We start from the raw sequence: 22314 nt of genomic DNA on the forward strand, positions 1-22314 counted from the left end.
AAAATGCTTTTTTTTCAGTACTCCCAATTGCGCATATAAATCTTCATTTTGCGCAAACATTACTGTCAATCAAATATTCCACCAAATCTTTTCCTCCAGGTTCACTGACAAAATCGATAAAAACAATACCGCAATTCCGGCTATTCTTTTGTTTTAAATAGTCAGCAATAGGCTTGTTCACCTTATCAGCAAAGACTTTAGGGGTTCCCAAGGGCAGCCCCGTCGCACTTACAAAAGTAATTCCCCACCGACGTGAGGAAACCGGCTCAGCAGACATCCCTTCAATATTACGGACACAAACCCCTACCTTCTTCCCGGCCTCCTCACCCGATTCATATTGATATTCATCTTCGAGCAAAGCCACTCCTTCCTTACCATCTTTATTGCGAAGAGTGAGCAGGCAAGTACTGTCATCCTCCCAACCTACACATGCTGCTCCAGGATAATTATCCATAGCATGATCCCTATGCAGGAAAAGAATCTTTCCACGGCAATCTTTCAGCGTCAGTTCAGGGCGAAAGTCCATCACGAAATAACTTTGATACTCAGGGTTGCTTAAAGAAACGGACAGCAGAGAAGCATAATCCCGCAATTCTCCCCCTTCCTTTTTCAAGGAAACAATCAAAGTCTCAGAAGGATATGTTTGCAGAAAGTGTATAAAAGCAGGTAAAACATCATCTTCCCAATATATATCCTGAAAGGCATGACTGTGAAACACCCCCAGTTTATTACCCTTCTTTTCCAAACGGATATCGAAAGCACGGATGCCTTGCCGTAATTGAGCAGGAATATCTGTTGCTTGTGTTTTCAACATATGCCCTCCTTTGATACTACCGCTATCGTGTGAACCAGGAATAGAAATCTTACATATAGGAAGCGTATCATGGAGAATCCTCATCCACTCAGGCCGCAGTGCAACCTCATCCCGCGCCTCCGCACAAGTATCCCGCAATCTGGAAGCTGTAGCACAAACCGGAGCATTCAATAGAAATATGGTCAAAGCTAATACAACAACTGTTCTTAATCCGTTTCTCTTCATAGTATATTGCTTTTAAGTTTACTGCATGCAAATGTAGAGAGTTCATTCTTTTCCCTCATCCTAAATTGCGTATTTAGTTCTTCATTTTGCGCAAACATCGAAAGCAACATATAGTAACATCTGAGCCAAACGTAATGTACCTTTTCATTACATAAATGTACCTAACGAAAAATGCCATACATTCTCCGTACTGCGTATCTCATCCCAGACGAAGCCCTCCCAAGAAAAGGATTTCAACTCCTCAGGACACTCCAGACGGTTCTTGACAATAAAACGCGTCATCTCTCCGCGACACATCTTGGCATAGATAACGACAGTCTTCGGCTGTCCGGCCTTCCAAACTTGAAACTCGGGCGTAATAACACGCACCTCTTGCTCCACCCGCTTCCAGTCGAACAAATCTTTCATTTCAGCACTTGCCAAATTAATGAGAACACCGCCACAGTTTTTAATTTCCTCTATGAAGTAATCCGTCAACAAAGGCTTCCAATAATCAAACATGGATATTCCACCTTTTTCGGGCAAACGGACATCTCCTTCCAAACGATAGGGTTTGATACCGTCCAGCGGGCGAAGCAACCCATAAAGAAAAGAAGTGATACGTAGATGTTCTTGCGCATAACGAAAATCCTCCGCTGAAAAATCTTTCGGAAGAATGCGTTTAAAAACAGCTCCCGTGTAGGCGCAAACGGCTGGCATCGAACGATTCTCCTCCGAACAGAAATCATGAAAACGCAAACGGTTCTCGGCAGCAATTTTGGTATTCACCCGAAGAAGCCTTTCCAATTCGGATACTGAATACTGCGACATTTCCAACGCATTCCGCACAGCCTCCGTTTCGAATTTCGGGACTGTGACTTCGGGCACGACAACAGAGCAGCGCGCTGCCATGGTCTTTGCACAAGAGATAAAAACAAGCATAGCGATATTTTTTAATGGATACAAAAATAAAGTTTTTTAGTGGAGAATACATATACTTATAAAGTTTTTCCGCAGAATTCACCTCCGTTTCAAGAGTTTTTCATACCTTTACACCTTGTTGGAGAAAAGTGCACGTATTGCCCCCCTCTACTCCCCCAACATCTTGAGATAGAAAAAGAAAAAATAATATATAAAATGACTCACAAATGGAATTATCAACCCATTACACCCGAACAGGCAGAAGCAAGCCAACAACTGGCCCAAGAATTGGGAATTAGCCCAATATTGGGAAAATTGTTGGTGGAGCGGGGAATAACAACGGCAGCGGATGCCCGGAAGTTTTTCCGCCCCCAACTACCGGACTTATACGACCCATTCCTGATGAAGGATATGGATATAGCCGTAGAGCGCCTGAACAAGGCAATGGGAAAGAAAGAGCGCATTCTTGTTTATGGAGATTATGACGTAGACGGTACCACGGCTGTGGCATTGGTCTACAAGTTTATTCAACAGTTCTATTCGAACATCGACTACTATATCCCCGACCGTTACAATGAGGGGTATGGAGTTTCAATCCAAGGAGTAGACTATGCCGCAGAGAGTGGTGTAGGTTTGATTATTGTATTGGACTGCGGTATCAAAGCCGTCGAAGAAATCACATACGCCAAGGAGAAAGGCATTGATTTCATCATCTGCGACCATCATGTCCCCGATGATGTACTGCCCCCTGCTGTAGCCATTCTGAATGCCAAACGGGAAGACAACACCTATCCTTATGAACATCTGTCCGGATGCGGTGTAGGCTTTAAGTTCATGCAGGCATTTGCCCTCAACAACGGTATCGAGTTCCATCACCTTATCCCTTTACTGGACCTCTGCGCCGTCAGTATCGCATCGGATATTGTCCCCATTATGGGTGAAAACCGCATTCTCGCCTACCACGGTTTGAAGCAGTTGAACAGTAATCCCAGCGTAGGCCTGAAAGCAATCATTGATGTCTGCGGACTGACGGACAAGGACATCACCGTCAGTGACATTGTATTCAAAATAGGTCCCCGCATCAACGCCTCCGGACGTATCCAGAACGGGAAAGAAGCTGTTGACTTGCTTACTGAAAAAGATTTCTCTCTTGCCCTGGAGAAAGCCGGACAAATCAACCAATACAACGAGACACGCAAGGACTTGGACAAGACCATGACCGAGGAGGCCAACAAGATTGTAGCTGACCTGGACGGACTTGCCGACCGACGTTCCATCGTATTGTACAATGAAGACTGGCATAAAGGCGTCATCGGCATCGTAGCCTCCCGGCTGACGGAAATCTATTACCGGCCGGCAGTAGTACTGACACGTACGGATGACATGGCAACCGGTTCTGCCCGTTCCGTCTCCGGATTCGATGTCTACAAAGCCATTGAATACTGCCGCGACCTTCTGGAAAACTTCGGAGGTCATACCTACGCCGCCGGTCTTTCCATGAAGGTGGAAAATGTACCGGCCTTTATCGAACGCTTCGAAGAGTTCGTATCACAAAATATCCTGCCGGAACAGACATGCGCCGTCATCGACATCAATGCCGAGATTGATTTCAGAGACATCACTCCGAAATTCTTCAGCGACTTGAAGAAATTCAATCCATTCGGACCGGACAATGCCAAACCCATTTTCTGTACGCACAATGTCTATGATTATGGTACCAGCAAAGTCGTAGGCCGCGACCAGGAACATATCAAGCTAGAACTGGTGGATAATAAATCGAACAATGTAATGAACGGCATCGCTTTCGGGCAAAGTTCCCACGTACGCTTCATCAAGACCAAACGTTCCTTCGACATCTGCTATTCCATTGAAGAGAATACCCATAAGAGGGGTGAAGTGCAGTTGCAGATTGAAGACATAAAGCCGAACTGAAAGCCTCTCCCCTAACCCCTCCCCCACAGGGAGGGGAATAAGAATAGTCTCCTTATATTAAGGAAATGATGAAAATTGGTTGATGCTATAAGATTAGTAATCACTACTATTAGCATAGAGAAGGAAAGAATATCAATTCAACGATAAGAAGTAGCAAGAAAGTTCAATAAGACCATGAGCAGCAGTAGTAACTTCAAAACTCCCCTCCCTATGGGGGAGGGATTGGGGGTGAGGCTTCTGAAGCAATACTGGGGATACGATACCTTCCGGGGAATCCAGGAAGATATCATCAACAGCATTACCGAGGGACGGGACACTTTGGGACTAATGCCCACGGGAGGAGGAAAATCCATCACTTTCCAAGTTCCGGCACTTGCTAAAGAAGGACTTTGCCTGGTCATCACTCCGTTGATTGCCCTCATGAAAGACCAGGTACAAAACCTGAAAAAGCGGGGAATCAAGGCGCTTGCCATCTACTCAGGCATGAGCAGGCAGGAAATCATCGTCACACTGGAGAACTGTATATTCGGCAATTTCAAGTTCCTCTATATCTCCCCCGAAAGGCTCGATACTGAAATCTTCCGCACCAAACTGCAGAAGATGAAAATCAGTATGATTACGGTAGACGAAAGCCACTGCATATCGCAATGGGGCTACGACTTCCGTCCTGCCTATCTGAAGATAGCCGAGATACGCACACTGCTACCCGGTGTACCCGTGCTGGCACTGACAGCCACTGCCACTCCGGAAGTAGTGAAAGATATCCAGGCCCGTCTGCATTTCCGTGAGGAAAATGTGTTCTGCATGAGTTTCGAGCGCAAAAATCTCGCCTATATCGTCCGTAAAACGGAAAACAAGACGGGAGAGCTGTTGCACATCCTGCGCCGTATGCCCGGAAGCGCCATCATCTATGTGCGCAACCGTCGCCGTACCAAGGAAATTACCGAACTGCTGCACAACGAAGACATCACCGCCGATTTCTACCATGCCGGACTGGATGACGCCACCAAAGACATCCGCCAACAACGCTGGCAAACAGGAGAAAGCCGTGTCATGGTCGCCACCAATGCATTCGGTATGGGTATCGACAAACCGGATGTACGGATTGTCATCCACATGGATCTGCCCGATTCCATAGAAGCCTACTTCCAGGAAGCAGGACGTGCCGGAAGGGACGGACAAAAAGCCTACGCGGTCGTCCTTTACGCCAAGTCGGATAAGGCAACACTGCACAAACGCATTCCCGACACCTTTCCTGAAAAAGAATATATAAAGGAAGTATATGAGCATCTTCAATACTATTACCAGATGGCAATGGGAGATGGACAAGGCTGTGTACGCGAGTTCAATATAGAAGACTTTTGCCGAAAGTTCAAGTACTTCCCCGTTCCCGTGGACAGTGCCTTGAAGATTCTGACACAAGCGGGATACTTGGAATATACAGACGAACAAGACAATGCATCCCGGCTACTGTTCACTATCCGTCGAGACGAACTTTATAAACTGAGAGAGCTCGGCGAAGATATGGACAAACTCATCCAAACCATTCTCCGCTCCTATACCGGGGTCTTCACAGACCATGCTTTCATCAATGAAGATTCACTGGCCATACGCACTGGACTCACACGCCGGCAAGTGTATGAACAGCTCATCCACCTAGCCAAGCTACGTATCGTCAGTTACATCCCCCGCAAAAAGACACCATATATAATATACACGCGAGAGAGGGTTGAAATGCGCCACCTGCAAATCTCTCCCGCCGTGTACGAGGAACGCAAAGAGCGGTATGAGAAACGCATAAGTGCCATGCTGGATTACGTGAGCAGCGATACCGTGTGCCGTAGTCGAATGCTGCTACACTACTTCGGAGAGAAGAACGAGCATAACTGCGGGCAGTGCGACACTTGCATCAATTTGAAGAACAAGAAACCTTCCGGCCACCTTTCGGAAAAGGAACTTTCTGAAAAGATTCTTCAAGCCCTATCTGATAAACGACAAACTCCAGCCACTTTGGCAGAACAGATAGCAGACGATAAAAACATGCTCATCGATGTGTTACATGGATTGTTGGACGAAGGCAAGGTAATTGCTGTCAACGGAATGCTTCAAATCAAAAAATAATTCATTACTTTTGCCGTTGGAAAAGAATGTCCTGCCGCTGAGAGGAACATCTCCTATCAGCCATGCCCCTCCTTTTCCTTTTTAATTTTTAATTCTTTAATTTTAATCACCTATGGGATTCTTTAAATCTTTTTTCTCCGGCAAGTCAGACAGTCCGGCAAATGAGAAACAAAAAAACGAACAGAAGAATTTTGAGATATTCAAGTATGACGGTATGCGCGCACAACGCATGGGCCGTACAGACTACGCCATCAAATGCTTCACTGAAGCCCTTGCCATTCAGGAAGACTTCGAGACCATGGGATATCTCGCCCAAGTCTACACCCAGACCAGCGAACTGGACGAGGCGCACAAACTACTGGAACGCATGACCGAAATAGAGCCGGAACATATCTCCACCTACCTCAGTCTTGCCAACGTATGCTACATGCAGGAAGACTATCCCGCCATGGCAGGAGCGGCAAAGAAGGCTATCGAAATAGAAGAGGGCAACGCCATGGCACATTACCTGCTCGGCAAAGCAGACAATGGGCAAGGGGACGGCATCATGTGCATCGCCCATCTTACGAAAGCCATCGTACTGAAAGATGATTTCATCGAAGCACGTCTGCTCCGTGCCGAAGCCCTGGTCCAAATGCAGCAATACAAGGAAGCGATGGAAGACATAGACACCATTCTGGCACAAGACCCGGAAGACGAAAGTGCCATCTTGCTCCGCGGAAAGATAGAAGAAGCTACGGGAGACAAAGAAAAAGCAGAAAGCAGCTATCAGAAAGTGACGGAGTTGAATCCCTTCAACGAACAAGCCTTCCTCTACTTAGGACAGCTTTACATCACCCAAAACAAACTGGCAGAAGCCATCGAGCTCTTTACGGAAGCCACAGAACTGAACCCTAATTTCGCAGAGGCCTATCATGAGCGCGGACGTGCCAAGTTGCTGAACGGCGACAAGGAAGGTTCTGCAGAAGACATGAAGAAAGGACTGGAACTCAATCCTAAAGAGATACAGAACTTTAACGGACAATATGGTAACCAACCGGGGGGAAGTACCGGTAATATCCTGGGATTATGACAAATTCAATTATTGCCGCCAATGAAACGAAATTTATTTCTATCAGTACTTTTTGTACTGATGTTCGCACCTGCCCATGCACAGCAAGTGAACATATTGTCCTATAACGTACATAATTGCATAGGTATGGACAAGGAGTACAATTACCGGCGCATTGCCAATGTTATCAGTCAAACTTCTCCGGACATAGTCGCCCTGCAGGAACTTGACAGTGTAACGGTGCGCAACAAAGGAATCCATGCTCTCGGAGAACTAGAAAAACTGACCGGAATGCACGGGACTTATGCAGCAGCCATTCCTTTTCAGGGTGGAAGCTACGGCATCGGAATCCTCTCCAGAGAGATACCCATAAAATACAAAATCATTCCAATGCCCGGACGGGAAGAAAAACGTACCCTCATTATTGCAGAATTTAAAGATTATGTATTTTGTGCCACACACCAGTCCCTCACTCCAGAAGACCAGCTCCTTGCCGTACCATTGATAGAAAAAGCCTTGCAAAACGTCGATAAGCCCATCTTTATGGCAGGCGACATGAACTCTGCACCAGCAAGCGTTCCCCAGCTGGAATTGGCAAAACATTTTGCCACCCTCAATGACACAACCTCTTATACTTTCCCGGCAGACCGTCCCAACCGATGTATAGACTACATCTACGGCTATTCCAAGAATGGGTATCGGTTTGACGTACAATACCGGAAAGTCATAGAAGACACCATTTCATCCGACCATCGTCCGGTTCAAGTCATTGTACAAGTTAAAGGGAAATAAGTTAAATTGCTACTATCCCTAAAAAAAACATTGTTTTTTGTTTGTATATAAAAGAAAAGCATTACTTTTGTCACGTAATTCAAAAACAGAGAATACAAGTATGAAGTCATTTACTTATGCATATTACTTCTTTTTTTACTTTTACTTTAGCCAGAAAGTAGAGCGGGAGTTTGTATGTATCAAGTGACAGTGATGCTTAAGGACTGAATAGAGAAACAAGTAAATATACAGAATCCCGCTCCATCGTATGGAAGCGGGATTTTTTTTATAGCATAACCAAGAAAATAAAAATAATGAAAAAGGTAGCCATTCAAGGAACATTAGGCTCGTATCACGACATCGCCGCACACAAGTACTTCGAAGGAGAAGAAATAGAGTTAATCTGTTGCGCCAACTTTGAAGACGTGTTCGGTGCCATCAAAAAAGACAGTCAGACCATAGGAATGCTGGCGATAGAAAACACCATTGCAGGTAGTTTGCTGCATAACAATGAGCTATTACGCCAAAGTGGCGCACAGATTGTCGGCGAGTACAAGCTGCGTATTTCCCATAGTTTTGTCTGCCTGCCCGATGAAGACTGGGATGATATTACCGAAGTCAACTCCCACCCTATCGCCCTGATGCAATGCCGTGAATTCCTGGGACAACACCCCGGAATCAAAGTGGTGGAAGGCGAAGATACCGCCCGCAGTGCCGAAATCATCCAACAGGAACATCTGAAAGGCCATGCAGCTATCTGCTCCAAAGCTGCTGCAGAGCGTTATGGCATGAAGGTCCTGCAGGAAGGTATCGAAACCAACAAACATAACTTCACCCGTTTCCTGGTCGTAGCCGACCCTTGGCAAGTAGATGAACTGAACCGGCATCGCAGCAAGGACGTCAACAAGGCAAGCATGGTATTCACACTTCCCCATACTGAAGGAAGCCTTTCCCAAGTATTGTCTATTTTGTCTTTCTACCGCATCAACCTGACCAAGATACAATCACTGCCCATCATCGGGCGTGAATGGGAATACCAGTTTTACGTAGATGTCGTCTTCGACAATGTACTGAGATATAAACAATCCATTGCGGCCATCACACCGCTGACCAAAGAGCTGAAAATATTAGGAGAATATGAAGATGGAAAATCAAACGTGTAGAATAAAGCCTGCCGACCGCCTGGCAAGCGTAAGCGAATACTACTTCTCGAAGAAGCTGAAAGAAGTGGCACAAATGAATGCCGAAGGAATGGATGTCATCAGCCTGGGAATCGGAAGCCCCGACATGCCGCCTTCCGAAAAGACAATCCGGACACTTTGCGAAGCTGCCTGCAATCCGGACGGACATGGTTACATGCCCTACGTAGGTATCCCCGAACTGCGCCGCGGTTTTGCGGACTGGTACCAAAAATGGTACGGTGTAGCATTGAATCCCAACACAGAGATACAACCGCTCATCGGCTCCAAAGAAGGCATCCTGCACGTGACGCTGGCCTTTGTCAACCCCGGTGAACAAGTATTGGTTCCCAATCCCGGCTATCCCACCTATACTTCATTAAGCAAGATTCTGGGTGCCGAGGTCGTGAACTATAACTTGAAAGAAGAAAACGGCTGGATGCCCGACTTCGACGAACTGGAACGGATGGACATGAGCCGTGTAAAACTGATGTGGACCAACTATCCCAATATGCCCACCGGGGCGAACGCAACACCGGAACTGTACCGGAAACTGGTGGACTTCGCACGCCGCAAGGACATCGTCATCGTAAACGACAACCCCTACAGTTTCATCCTGAACGAACATCCTATCAGCATCCTCAGCATTCCGGGTGCCAAAGAGTGCTGCATAGAATTCAATTCCATGAGCAAAAGCCACAACATGCCGGGCTGGCGTATCGGCATGCTTGCCTCGAATGCCGACTTCGTGCAATGGATATTGAAAGTAAAAAGCAACATCGACAGCGGTATGTTCCGTGCCATGCAACTGGCAGCCGCCACTGCCCTGGAAGCAGAGCAAGACTGGTATGACGGCAACAACGCGAATTACCGCAACCGCCGTCAGTTGGCAGGAGAAATTATGCATACCTTGGGTTGCACCTACGACGAAAACCAGGTAGGCATGTTCCTCTGGGGCAAAATCCCCGACAGCTGTACAGACGTGGAAGAACTGACTGAACACGTGCTGCATAAAGCCAGAGTGTTCATTACTCCCGGGTTTATCTTCGGAAGTAACGGGAAACGGTATATCCGCATCTCCCTCTGCTGTAAGGACAATAAACTGGCAGAAGCATTGAAGCGTATCAAGGACATGAAATAAATGCTTACAAGTAAGAGATGAACACCCTAAAGCCGGAATCCCGTTTACTAAAACTCCACCGGAGATTTACTAAAACGGGAGGAACGATTTAGTAAATCTTCTCCGACGTTTTACTAAATCTCCGGGACCTTGCTCAGAAAGTCTTCTGAAAAGGAGGAAACGTCACAAGGAAGAAAAAGCATAATTAAAGAATATTATTAAACAAATAAAGAATATGGAACTCGAATTAGAACCTATCACATTACCTGGTGTTGAAGACAAACGCCCTATGGTAATAGCCGGCCCCTGCAGTGCCGAAACCGAAGAACAAGTAATGAGCACCGCCAAACAATTGGCAGACAAAGGCCTCAAGCTATTCCGTGCCGGCATCTGGAAACCGCGCACCAAACCGGGCGGCTTCGAAGGAGTAGGCGTAGACGGCCTTGCATGGCTGAAGGAGGTAAAGAAAGAAACCGGCATGTACGTTTCAACAGAAGTAGCTACCGCCAAACATGTATACGAATGCCTGAAGGCTGGAATTGACCTTCTTTGGGTAGGTGCACGTACCACCGCCAATCCTTTCGCCGTACAGGAAATTGCCGATGCACTGAAAGGCGTAGATATCCCGGTACTGGTGAAGAATCCGGTAAATCCTGACCTGGAGCTGTGGATTGGAGCTTTGGAACGTATCAACAATGCAGGCTTGAAACGTCTGGGTGCCATCCATCGCGGATTCAGCAGCTATGACAAAAAGCTCTACCGTAACTTGCCCCAATGGCATATCCCCATTGAGCTGCGCCGCCGAATTCCCAACCTTCCTATTATCTGTGACCCCAGCCACATAGGTGGAAAGCGCGAACTGGTTGCTCCACTCTGCCAGCAAGCTATGGATTTGGGCTTCAACGGACTGATTATCGAGAGCCACTGCAACCCGGACTGTGCCTGGAGCGATGCAGCCCAGCAAGTCACCCCGGATGTGCTGGATTACATCCTCAACCTGCTGGTCATCCGCAAGGAAACACAAAGCACCGAGAACCTCAGCGAATTGCGCAAGCAGATAGACGAATGCGACAACAATCTTATTCAGGAGCTGGCCAAACGGATGCGTGTGGCACGTGAAATCGGTACATACAAAAAAGAGCATGACATGACCATCCTGCAAACCGGACGCTACAACGAAATCCTCGAGAAACGCGGCTCGCAAGGCGCATTGTGTGGCATGGATGCTGAATTCATCAAAAAGGTATTTGAGGCGATACACGAAGAAAGTGTGAGGCAACAAATGGAAATTATAAATAAGTAATTATTTAATGTGCCAATGTGCTTATTGGCTGCGCAGTGATGCCGCATGGCAATAAGCACATTAGCACATTAGCACATTAAACATCATGAGAATACTTATACTTGGGGCCGGAAAAATGGGCTCTTTCTTTACAGATATATTGAGTTTCCAGCACGAGACGGCTGTGTTCGATGTCAACCCGCACCAACTGCGTTTTGTCTACAACACCTACCGCTTCACTACATTGGAGGAAATCAAGGAGTTCGAGCCGGAACTGGTCATCAATGCCGCTACGGTGAAATACACACTGGACGCCTTCCGCCAAGTGCTGCCAGTACTGCCTAAGGACTGCATCATCAGTGACATTGCTTCGGTAAAGACCGGATTGAAGAAATTTTACGAAGAAAGCGGTTTCCGATATGTATCGACACATCCCATGTTCGGCCCTACTTTTGCCAGTCTCAGCAATCTGAATACAGAGAATGCCATCATCATCAGCGAAGGTGACCACTTGGGAAAAATCTTCTTCAAGGACCTCTACCAGACAATGAAACTGAACATCTTCGAATATACATTCGACGAGCATGATGAGACTGTAGCCTATTCGCTGTCCATTCCGTTTGTATCCACCTTCGTGTTTGCAGCGGTAATGAAACACCAGGAAGCTCCAGGCACTACATTCAAGAAGCACATGGCTATTGCCAAAGGACTGCTGAGTGAAGATGACTACTTGCTCCAAGAAATTCTCTTCAACCCGCGCACTCCCTCACAAGTGGAGAACATCCGCCTGGAACTGAAGAATCTGCTGGAAATCATCAACAACAAGGATGCGGAAGGCATGAAGAAGTATCTGACCAAAATCAGAGAAAAGATTAAATAGAAAAGATGTCCATTGTGAAAACATCAGGTTCCCTCGTCCTCAACGAGGGATTTTTTTTATCTTTGCACTGTTAATAGAACCGCTTTCATGATAGACCAACCCACTATAGACAGAATTCTCGATGCCGCACAAATATACGATGTCGTATCGGACTTCGTTACCCTGCGCAAACGCGGCGTGAATTATGTAGGACTGTGTCCCTTCCACGATGACAAAACCCCTTCTTTCTATGTATCCCCCGCCAAAGGGCTCTGCAAGTGCTTTGCCTGCGGAAAAGGAGGAAATGCAGTGCATTTCATCATGGAGCACGAACAGATGTCTTATCCTGAGGCGCTGAAATATCTCGCAAAAAAATACGGCATTGAAATCAAAGAACGCGAACTATCCAGCGAGGAGAAGATAGCACAGAGCGAACGGGAAAGCCTCTTCATTGTGAACAACTTTGCCCGTGACTACTTCCAGAATATCCTAAAGAACCACGTAGACGGACAGAGTATCGGCATGGCCTATTTCCGCAGCCGCGGCTTCCGGGATGACATCATCGAGAAGTTCCAGTTGGGCTATTGTACCGAGAGCCACGATGCCCTTGCCCAGGAAGCTTTGAAAAAAGGCTATAAAAAGGATTATCTTGTCAAGACCGGCCTCTGCTACGAGACGGACGACCACCGACTGCGCGACCGCTTCTGGGGGCGGGTCATCTTTCCGGTACACACTCTCTCCGGCAAGGTGGTGGCTTTCGGGGGACGTGTGCTTGCCGGCGCCACCAAAGGCGTCAAGGTGAAGTACGTCAACTCGCCTGAATCGGAAATTTATCATAAAAGCAATGAACTGTATGGCATATATTTTGCCAAACAAGCCATTGTGAAACAAGACCGTTGCTTTCTGGTCGAAGGTTATACGGATGTCATTTCCATGCACCAATCGGGCATAGAGAATGTGGTTGCCTCTTCGGGCACGGCATTGACACCCGGACAAATCCGGATGATTCATCGTTTCACCAACAATATGACAGTGCTCTACGACGGTGACGCTGCCGGTATAAAGGCCTCTATCCGAGGTATTGATATGTTGCTGGAAGAAGGCATGAACGTCAAAGTCTGCCTCCTGCCCGACGGTGACGACCCGGACTCCTTTGCACGCAAACACAATGCGACGGAGTTCCAGGCCTTCATACAAGAGAATGAAACGGACTTTATCCGCTTCAAAACCAATCTGTTGCTGGAAGATGCAGGAAAAGACCCCATCAAGCGTGCCGAGCTTATCGGAAACCTTGTGCAGAGCATTTCCATCATTCCCGAAGCCATTGTGCGTGATGTCTATATCAAGGAGTGCGCCCAATTATTGCACGTAGAAGATAAACTGCTGGTTTCTGAGGTTGCCAAGCGTCGCGAAAAGCAAGCCGAGCAACAAGCTGAGCGAGCAGAACGCGAGCGTCGGTCGGCCAATGCCGCAAGAGCCAATGCAGAAGCAGGTGTCAATGGCAGTCATACTGCAGCTACAGCTACCAGCCCCGACGCACAACAAGCTGGCTATCCGTCCGAATCACTGCCTGCCGGTCTCCCTTCCGAAACACCTCCACCTTTTCCACCCGAGGAAGAATATGTATCCTTCATCCCACAGGAGGGCAAGGAGGGCCAGGAGTTCTATAAATACGAACGACTTATTCTGAAGATGGTAGTGCTCTATGGTGAGCGGGTGATGTGCAATGTCACCAATGAAGAGGGGCAGGAAACCCCTATCACTGTAACTGAATATATAGTCAATGATTTAAAAGAAGACGAACTTGCCTTCCACAATCCGCTTCACCGGCAAATCCTGACAGAGGCTGCCGAACGTATCCACAATGAGGGTTTTACCGCCGAACGGTATTTTGTGGCGCATCCCGACCCCGTCATCAGCAAGCTGAGCGTGGAGCTTATCAGCAACCGCTATCAGTTAAGGAAATCACAGATAGAACAAATGGTGACGGACGAAGAACGCCTCTATGAGCTAATTCCACGGTTAATGATAAACTTCAAATATGCCATCGTCTGCGAAGAATTGAAGCATACCCTATTTGCGTTACAGAACCCTGCCATAGCCAATGATGAAACCCAGTGTAACAGCATCATGGAGCGCTACAACGAATTGAACAAAGTAAAAAGCATCATGGCAAAGCGGCTGGGAGACAGAGTCATCCTGAATTTTTAAATTCAATTCGGGGAGTTCTCCGTCAAGAATTATGCCTGATTAAATTCATAAATTCCTCGCGGGTCTTCGCTTGGTTGAATGCTCCGGTAAAATCGGATGTAGTGGTAATGGAGTTCTGTTTCTCTACTCCGCGCATCTGCATGCACATGTGTTTGGCTTCCACAACAACCATAACCCCCAGCGGATTCAGCGTCTCCTGAATACACTCTTTTATTTGGAGAGTCATACGTTCCTGCACTTGCAGGCGGTGAGAGAAAATATCCACTACGCGGGCTATCTTGCTCAGTCCGGTAATGTAGCCGTTAGGAATATATGCCACATGTGCCTTTCCGTAGAAGGGAAGCATGTGATGTTCGCAAAGCGAGAAGAAATCAATGTCTTTCACAATCACCATCTGACTGTATTCTTCTTGAAACTTGGCTGAACGGAGTACCTCGTGCGGGTCCATATGATACCCTTTCGTCAACGACAACATGGCCTTCGCCACCCGTTCAGGTGTCTTCTGCAAACCTTCACGTCCGGCATCTTCACCCAACAGAGTAAGGATGCGGTGATAATGTTCCTTCAATTCATCTAATGAAGGAGATACAATTTCTTCTTTTCCTAACATGATAATTCTTTATAAGGGGATGTTTATCTGCTCTTTCACGATAGAAACTTCCTTGAATACACCAGTAGCCCGCAACTGACGCATCATGGCATCCGCTTCTTCGATACTGCGGAAATCTCCTGCACGGCACAGCCAACGGGGGGGATTGAAAGAGGTATAAACTGTAAGTTCGGGAAAATGTTCCTTGATGCGGGTAGCTACCGCATAAGCTTCGTTCTTGGCCTGACGGGTATTATTCCCTGCATAAACTTGTATGCGGTAACCCGAACTTTTAATCACTTTCTGCTCATCCGAACCGGCAGGAACATACTCCGAACCTATCAATGCCGCAATGCGTGCATCTTGATGGATAGTCACCTTGCCTTGTCCCGGCACATTACGTTCCAGGCTTTTCACAATATTATTCTGCGCTACAGAAATCGTTGCAAAAGCGAAACATGCAACTAAAAGTAAACCAAGCTTTTTCATGAGTCAATATCTTTATATAACGGAAAATGGAAAGCTGAAAATGGAAAACAGTTATGCAGATACGACATGCAATCCATTTTCAACTTTCAGCTTTCAACTATTTAATTAAAGGCATCGATGATACCCTTGAAGTCAGAAACCTTCAAGGCAGCACCACCAATCAGACCGCCGTCAACATCCGGGTTGGCAAACAGTTCCTTTGCATTAGAAGGCTTACAGCTGCCACCATAAAGGATAGAGCAGTTGTCAGCAATTTCCTTACCATACTTTTCAGCAATCAAGGAACGGATGAAAGCGTGGATTTCCTGTGCTTGTTCTGCAGTAGCAGTCTTACCGGTACCGATAGCCCAAACCGGCTCGTAAGCCAAAATAATCTTAGAGAAATCTTCGGCAGACAAAGAGAATACAGAAGCCAGCTGAGCGGCTACCACTTCATTCTGCTTGTTTGCTTCACGTTCTTCCAATACCTCACCGATACAGAAAATCGGAGTCAGACCGTTAGCCAAAGCCAATTTTACTTTTTCTTCCAGAATAGCAACTGTTTCACCATAGTAAGCACGACGTTCAGAGTGACCCAGAATGACATATTTTGCACCAGTAGAAGCAACCATAGCAGCTGATACTTCGCCGGTATATGCGCCTGACTCCTTGTCTGCACAGTTTTCTGCACCTACACCAATCTTGGCAGCGTCTACCAAAGGAGTAACAGATGCCAGGTGGATAAACGGAGTACAGATGATTACATCACAGTTAGGCTTTTCGTTAGCCAATGTTTCATTCAGTTCTTTTGCAAGAGCAATACCCTCTTGGAGGGTTTTGTTCATTTTCCAGTTTCCTGCAACAATGTTTTTTCTCATTTTGTTTTATTATTAAAAGGGTTAATGTATTTACTATTTGACAATTTACTATTTACTATTTGATACTATTGTTGTCTGAGGCGTTGTTTCTCCCGGCGCCTTACGACTAAAATATCGACACAAAGCACCATCATCAGAGGAAGGATGAACCACAGCAACACATAGCCTATTGTTTGTAAGTCACTTTCCTGCTTCTGCTTGCCCAATTCCAACTTGTCCAGGCTATCGGTCAGCACATATTCATCAGGCAGCCGGTTGTCACTCCACTTATTCAAAATTGTTCCGTCCTTTACCAACAGCAAACCGGGATTTGAACGGATAATGGTCTTCAGCGTAATATCATCTGTCTGGCAGAAAGGGTATTCCGCTCCAGTCTTGTCACGCCACAATTCTATCTCGTCTTCCGGAGATGAAGTCAAGGCATAAAAGCCATAACCATGCTCCACACTGTAATCGTATATTTCATTGATAAGGTCGATGTTACTGTCGTCCGCTCCTTCTATCCGATGGGCAACCAGCAGAAACGTATATCCTTTATCCGACAGTACGCTGTCCGTTATATCTTCCCATGTATCCAGACTCATCATGGAAAAATCATGAATGGGAGGTTCATAACCTTTTTCCTTCAGTATCGTACGCGATTCTACAAACGTCCATGTACTGTCCGGATAGTTGTCCAATGTAAATTCCTGACGCTTTCCTCCTTTTTCCAAAATGAACCGGCTTTCAAACACACTTGGTTTAGCACCTTCCGGAATTTCCATGCCCGCCTTGATATTCGCTCCAATTCTGTAAGGTCGGAAATCAAGTATCGGCAAATTCTCCAGGCAATAGAAGGACAACGCAAACACAAATAGAAACGTATACATGGAAATCATCCACTCCATCTTCGGAGTAATGAAACGCACCAGTAAATCCTGCCACTTGAATACAGATACTGCCGCCACCAACAATACTACGTTCTTGCCGAAAGTCTGCCAATTGGTCAATATCCACGCATCACCGAAGCATCCGCAGTCGGATACCGGATTCGCCAAAGCCAGATAAAGTGTTAGCGGAGTCATTACAACCATCAGCAATAATGCCAATACAGATGCCACCTTCCGGCGTATACCCAAAAACAAGAAAACACCTACACTGAACTCTATGGCAGACAACGCTATCCCTACCAGCAAGGGCGCATAAGAAGGAAACCAGGAAATCATGCCGAAAGCCGTCAGGTAATCTTGAATTTTATAGAAGAAACCCAACGGATCAACAGCTTTCACAAATCCGGAAAATATGAACAAAGCCCCCAGCAGAAAACGGCAGAGGTTCACCCAAACTTTCCCGACAATATGTTTCTTGTCAATCTCCAAATTCAATCTTAATTAAGCCGAATACGGAATAGTTAATCATATCCATATAATTGGCATCAATACCTTCCGAAACCAAAGTCTCCCCGGACAAGCTTTCAATCTGCTTTGTCCGGTAAATCTTCATCAATATCAAATCCGTATACGAACTGATACGCATACTACGCCAAGCCTCATCATAATCATGATTTTTGGCAAGCATCAACTCCAAAGAGGTTTTGGCATATTTGTCATACAGCACCAATGCCTCTTCATTGGTCATATCGGCAGCTTCGGCATAACCAAGTTCCAACTGTATCAGCCCTACAATTCCATAGTTGACAATAGCTATGAATTCAGAACGGATGCCTTCGTCTACCAAAGTCACCCCTTTCGTTTCAATACTTCTGATACGGTTGGCTTTGATGAATATCTGATCTGTTACGGAAGACGGACGAAGAATGCGCCACGCCGGACCGTAATCATGAAGTTTCTTAGAGAACAAGTCACGGCAAACCGCAATGACATGTTCAAATTGTTGCTTGGTATCTTTCATTTCCTTTTTTCACAGTGCGCTGCAAAGATAGGAATAATTAAAGAAAAAGAAAAAGAGGGCACTCTAAAATCTATTAAAGTACCCTCTTCTATAGAGATTGTTTACGTTTTTATGAGCAGCGCAATACTTGTCCCGGTCTCAGGATTGTTTTACGCGTAATTCTGTTCAGTTTGCAAAGCTTGTCGATGGAGGTTCCCTGACGTGCTGCAATCCGTCCCAATGTGTCTCCCTTCTTTACCTTATAGAACAGACCTTCACCCGATGCCATGCTACGCGCCGTACCGGAAGAGCCTTTTGTCTTATGGAAAGTATAGGAATCAGCTACGATATCCTGCTTTTCAAAATCAAACATAAGCGCAGGATTGATGGGAATACCCAAGAAACGGGTTTCAAAGTGAAGGTGTGAACCGGTAGAACGTCCGGTATTTCCTCCCAATGCAATCGGTTCGCCGGCTTTTACCAACTGGTTTGTATCAACTAATTGTTTAGACAAGTGTCCGTAAACTGTTTCCAAGCCATTGTCGTGACGAATAACGACGTATTTGCCGTATCCACGACGACCTTGATTCTTGACAACGCGTACTTTTCCATCAAAAGCCGCACGGATTGTATCGCCTACATACACCTTGATATCCAAACCATAATGAGCTCTTCTTCTCCGGGGACGGTAACCGAATACATCTGTGATACGGGTATTGGGAGTAGGCATACAAAAACCGGTCAAATCAAATGTATAGCTCTCAGGCACAATCGCATTGCCATAGGCTTGTACGAATTCGTTATTCCAGTTGGGATACAAATCCAAACCCGGATACAATGATTGTTCCGCACGTATCTGTTTTTGCAAAGCCAGTGAATCTACACTCTTAAGTTTTCTGTCGATGGGGGCCTGGCGGGCAATCAGGTCTTGCGAGAAAGAATTCAAGCTAACCATTGCCGTCGCAGCCAATAAAGCAGTTTTTATCCAATTAAAATTCATCCGTTTCGTCATTCATTTTGATATCCGTTGCAAGCATCTCGGCAAATCAAACACCACTTGTTCTACGCGAATATCCAGATTGATTTTCAAAAATTCTCCCAAAGGTAACATTTCTCTCTGAAAAACGACATCAGTCATTAACTATTTTTTCGAAGAGGAGGAAACTGTAAAGCTCGCAAAGATGTCTTAATCCCCTATAGATAGGAGATTTACAAGCAAACATGTTTTACAACATAAAATGCAATAAAAGTGCATGTTTAACCGTTTTTTCAGCTAATGGCAGCCCAATTAACGTTCGTTTTTCTCAACGCTTTCAGTTGTCGCCACAAGACCTCGTTCTCAGGCAACATGCCATGTGGATCTGCATCCACCACCGTTTGCGCTACTTCACGGACATATTGCAGCAGTTGTCCGTCACGGGCTATATCGGCAATCTTCAGATCGAAAGCAATGCCGCTCTGCTGTGTCCCTTCCAAATCTCCAGGACCACGCAGTTTCAAGTCTGCTTCCGCTATTTCAAAGCCGTCATTAGTCCGCACCATTATCTCCAAACGCTTCCTTGTATCCTCCGCCAACTTGTAGCCGGTAACCAGGATACAATAGGACTGGTCAGCTCCACGTCCTACACGTCCCCGAAGCTGATGAAGCTGGGACAGCCCGAAACGCTCGGCGTTCTCAATCACCATCACCGAAGCATTGGGCACATTTACACCTACCTCAATCACGGTGGTAGCCACCATTATCTGTGCCTCGCCGGATACGAACAATTGCATCTGAGCATCCTTTTCAGCAGGTTTCATCTTTCCATGTACCTTGCAAACCCTACACTCGGGAAACTCTTCACAAACATGCAGATACCCTTCTTCAAGGTTCTTTAAGTCAATCTTTTCGCTTTCCTTAATCAGCGGGTAGACAATATAGACCTGCCGGCCTTCGGCAATCTGCTTGTGCATGGACTGATACAAGCTTATCCGACGGCTATCAAACTGATGAAGAGTGACAATCGGTTTACGTCCGGGAGGCAATTCATCGATGACAGACACATCCAAATCGCCATAAAGCGTCATTGCCAATGTACGGGGAATCGGGGTTGCCGTCATCACCAATACATGGGGAGGCTGCACATTCTTTGTCCACAACCGTGCCCGTTGGGCCACACCGAAACGATGCTGCTCGTCAATCACAACCAAACCGAGCGAAGCAAAATTCACCGTATCTTCAATGACGGCATGGGTACCTATCAGTATATGTATGTCTCCCGTCAACAAACCGACAAGGATAGCTTCGCGCCGCTTGCCCTTAACAGAACCGGTCAACAGTTCCACACGTACCTCCATTCCATACAGCAGCTCACGGATGGTTTCATAGTGCTGGTTTGCCAAAATCTCGGTAGGTGCCATCATGCATGCCTGAAAACCATTATCGAGCGCCATCAACATACTCATCAGTGCGACAAGCGTCTTTCCACTTCCCACATCCCCTTGCAGCAAGCGGTTCATCTGCTTTCCTGAGCCTACATCCTTACGGATTTCCTTCAATACCCGCTTCTGTGCATTGGTCAGTTCAAAAGGAAGATTACGGGAGTAGAAGGTATTGAACACTTCGCCCACCCTTTCAAAAATATAACCGCGATATTTCCGCTGACGGTCTTTTGCATACCTCAGGATATTCAACTGTACGTAAAAGAGCTCCTCAAACTTCAGGCGATACTGTGCCTTACGCAATAAATCCGGATTAGCGGGAAAGTGTATATTGACCAAAGCTTCCGTCAACGGCATCAGATGATGCTCGGCAAGTATAGCGGGAGAAAGGGTCTCGGGCAACGGCTCACGCAACTGCTGCACCACCGTATTCATCATCTTCTCGATGGCATGCGAATTGAGAGAACTCCGTTTCATCTTTTCAGTCGTATTATAATAAGGTTGTAACCCCATGGACGACAATTTCAAATCCGAAGCAGAGTCTATATCCGGATGAGCCATATTTATTCTACCATTGAAGAAGGTCGGTTTTCCGAACACAATATATTCCTGATGCACTTTATACTTCCCTACCAAATATTTGATGCCCTGGAACCAAACCAGGTCCACCACCCCCGTACCGTCCGAGAAATGAGCAATCAACCTGCGCTGGCGCCCTTCTCCAGCCGTCTCAAAACTTAGTATTTCACCTTTCAGCTGAATATAGGGCATCGTCCCATCGATCTCCTGAATATAATAAATCCGACTGCGGTCTACATATTTATATGGAAAGTAATATAGCAAATCGTGCAAGGAGTAAATGCCCAATTCCTTATTGAGCACCGAAGCACGCTGCGGCCCGACGCCCGACAAATATTTTATGTCACGCGTGGCTAAATCGAACATGAACCTATCAGAGCTGTGGCTATTTTTAAATCAAAAGGAGTGGTTATTTTAATGTTTTCCCGATTTCCCGGCGTCAAAAAGACAGATACACCCAATGCCTCCACCACAGAAGCATCATCGGTAAAATGGGGTGTATAGGGCTGCTCGTATGCCGCTTTCAGCAGTTCCGCATCAAAAACCTGGGGAGTCTGCACCAATCTATAATCATCCCTGCCGACAGTCACACTGCTTTCCCCTTCCATACGGCGAACGGTCTCCACCACACCGATTACCGGAATTACGGCCTTTTTCTCGGCTGCCAAGTCATAACAGCGTGCAATCACTTCCCGGGCCACGAACGGACGCACCCCATCGTGCACACCGACCAAAGCAGGTGTCTTGACCAAAGCCAAACCGTTCTTTACGGAGTGGAACCGCGTCTCCCCTCCATCTGCAATGGCATGCGGCAATGAAAAACAGTACTCCCTGCACAGCTGCCTCCAGTAATCCTGCTGGCTGTGGGGAAGCACCAATATTATCCGTATCTCAGCATTGTAGTCATAAAACGCCTCCAGAGTGCGCATCAAAACAGGTTTCCCCCCTATCGGGAGAAACTGTTTGGGGAGTTCGGTCCCCATGCGCAAGCCCTTGCCACCGGCAACAATCAGAGCATACTGAACCATTTATGATTTATGATTTAT

General features: G+C 46.4%; 19 protein-coding genes. 9 read left to right on the forward strand and 10 right to left on the reverse strand.

Translation table 11 applies throughout. From position 1 onward, the window contains the following. Positions 1-43: 43 nt before the first annotated feature. Together DXD78_RS18240 and yaaA are read right to left on the reverse strand one after the other, a co-directional pair. On the reverse strand, positions 44-1039 hold the full coding sequence (locus DXD78_RS18240) for a phosphatidylinositol-specific phospholipase C (RefSeq protein WP_117652910.1): 996 nt from the start codon (positions 1037-1039) through the stop codon (positions 44-46). A gap of 147 nt (positions 1040-1186) precedes the next feature. Then, positions 1187-1960, reverse strand: a complete 774-nt coding sequence (gene yaaA, locus DXD78_RS18245; protein WP_005830017.1) for a peroxide stress protein YaaA — start codon at positions 1958-1960, stop codon at positions 1187-1189. A gap of 195 nt (positions 1961-2155) precedes the next feature. On the opposite strand from yaaA, the gene recJ reads away from it, so the two are divergent. From recJ to dnaG, 9 genes are all read left to right on the forward strand, one after another. After that, on the forward strand, positions 2156-3871 hold the full coding sequence (gene recJ, locus DXD78_RS18250; RefSeq protein WP_005833333.1) for a single-stranded-DNA-specific exonuclease RecJ: 1716 nt from the start codon (positions 2156-2158) through the stop codon (positions 3869-3871). Between the two features lie 210 nt (positions 3872-4081). Next, positions 4082-5992, forward strand: coding sequence for an ATP-dependent DNA helicase RecQ (locus tag DXD78_RS18255; protein ID WP_005830014.1), 1911 nt, complete (start codon positions 4082-4084; stop codon positions 5990-5992). Positions 5993-6104: 112 nt separating this feature from the next. Next, positions 6105-7064, forward strand: a complete 960-nt coding sequence (locus tag DXD78_RS18260) for a tetratricopeptide repeat protein (protein ID WP_005830011.1) — start codon at positions 6105-6107, stop codon at positions 7062-7064. A 21-nt stretch (positions 7065-7085) separates the two neighbouring features. After that, positions 7086-7835, forward strand: coding sequence for an endonuclease/exonuclease/phosphatase family protein (locus tag DXD78_RS18265; protein ID WP_005830009.1), 750 nt, complete (start codon positions 7086-7088; stop codon positions 7833-7835). 293 nt (positions 7836-8128) lie between these two features. Then, a complete protein-coding gene (locus tag DXD78_RS18270) occupies positions 8129-8977 on the forward strand; it encodes a prephenate dehydratase (RefSeq protein WP_005830004.1) in 849 nt (282 codons plus the stop codon). After that, complete coding sequence (locus tag DXD78_RS18275) at positions 8952-10133, forward strand: pyridoxal phosphate-dependent aminotransferase (RefSeq protein ID WP_005830000.1); 1182 nt, start codon at positions 8952-8954, stop codon at positions 10131-10133. Before DXD78_RS18270 ends, DXD78_RS18275 begins: the two co-directional genes overlap by 26 nt. Before the next feature lie 214 nt (positions 10134-10347). Further along, positions 10348-11415 carry a bifunctional 3-deoxy-7-phosphoheptulonate synthase/chorismate mutase type II gene (locus tag DXD78_RS18280; RefSeq protein ID WP_005829998.1) on the forward strand — a complete coding sequence of 356 codons (1068 nt, stop codon included), beginning with the start codon at positions 10348-10350 and terminating at the stop codon, positions 11413-11415. 85 nt (positions 11416-11500) lie between these two features. After that, a complete protein-coding gene (locus DXD78_RS18285) occupies positions 11501-12274 on the forward strand; it encodes a prephenate dehydrogenase/arogenate dehydrogenase family protein (RefSeq protein ID WP_008664194.1) in 774 nt (257 codons plus the stop codon). Positions 12275-12361: 87 nt separating this feature from the next. Further along, positions 12362-14464, forward strand: a complete 2103-nt coding sequence (gene dnaG, locus DXD78_RS18290) for a DNA primase (protein ID WP_098032161.1) — start codon at positions 12362-12364, stop codon at positions 14462-14464. Between the two features lie 22 nt (positions 14465-14486). On the opposite strand, the gene folE is transcribed toward dnaG, so the two are convergent. From folE to DXD78_RS18330, 8 genes are all read right to left on the reverse strand, one after another. Beyond that, positions 14487-15074 carry a GTP cyclohydrolase I FolE gene (gene folE / locus DXD78_RS18295; protein WP_005829983.1) on the reverse strand — a complete coding sequence of 196 codons (588 nt, stop codon included), beginning with the start codon at positions 15072-15074 and terminating at the stop codon, positions 14487-14489. A gap of 9 nt (positions 15075-15083) precedes the next feature. Then, complete coding sequence (locus DXD78_RS18300; protein ID WP_005829980.1) at positions 15084-15542, reverse strand: SPOR domain-containing protein; 459 nt, start codon at positions 15540-15542, stop codon at positions 15084-15086. Between the two features lie 101 nt (positions 15543-15643). Next, the gene (gene tpiA / locus DXD78_RS18305; protein ID WP_005829974.1) at positions 15644-16399 is read right to left on the reverse strand and encodes a triose-phosphate isomerase; all 756 of its coding nucleotides are present in this window, start codon (positions 16397-16399) and stop codon (positions 15644-15646) included. A 65-nt stretch (positions 16400-16464) separates the two neighbouring features. Then, complete coding sequence (locus DXD78_RS18310) at positions 16465-17757, reverse strand: BT_3928 family protein (RefSeq protein ID WP_005829971.1); 1293 nt, start codon at positions 17755-17757, stop codon at positions 16465-16467. After that, entirely contained in the window at positions 17747-18289 is a 543-nt protein-coding gene (locus tag DXD78_RS18315; protein ID WP_005829969.1) for a DUF1599 domain-containing protein, read from the reverse strand. The genes DXD78_RS18310 and DXD78_RS18315 overlap by 11 nt, the downstream gene beginning before the upstream one ends. A gap of 109 nt (positions 18290-18398) precedes the next feature. Continuing rightward, a complete protein-coding gene (locus tag DXD78_RS18320; RefSeq protein WP_005837478.1) occupies positions 18399-19268 on the reverse strand; it encodes a M23 family metallopeptidase in 870 nt (289 codons plus the stop codon). 269 nt (positions 19269-19537) lie between these two features. Further along, entirely contained in the window at positions 19538-21634 is a 2097-nt protein-coding gene (gene recG / locus DXD78_RS18325) for an ATP-dependent DNA helicase RecG (protein ID WP_035450091.1), read from the reverse strand. Continuing rightward, complete coding sequence (locus tag DXD78_RS18330; protein ID WP_009037872.1) at positions 21622-22296, reverse strand: 2-C-methyl-D-erythritol 4-phosphate cytidylyltransferase; 675 nt, start codon at positions 22294-22296, stop codon at positions 21622-21624. Before DXD78_RS18330 ends, recG begins: the two co-directional genes overlap by 13 nt. Positions 22297-22314 lie beyond the last annotated feature (18 nt).

The organism is Bacteroides sp. D20, from assembly GCF_003436255.1.
Lineage (GTDB): Bacteria > Bacteroidota > Bacteroidia > Bacteroidales > Bacteroidaceae > Bacteroides > Bacteroides uniformis.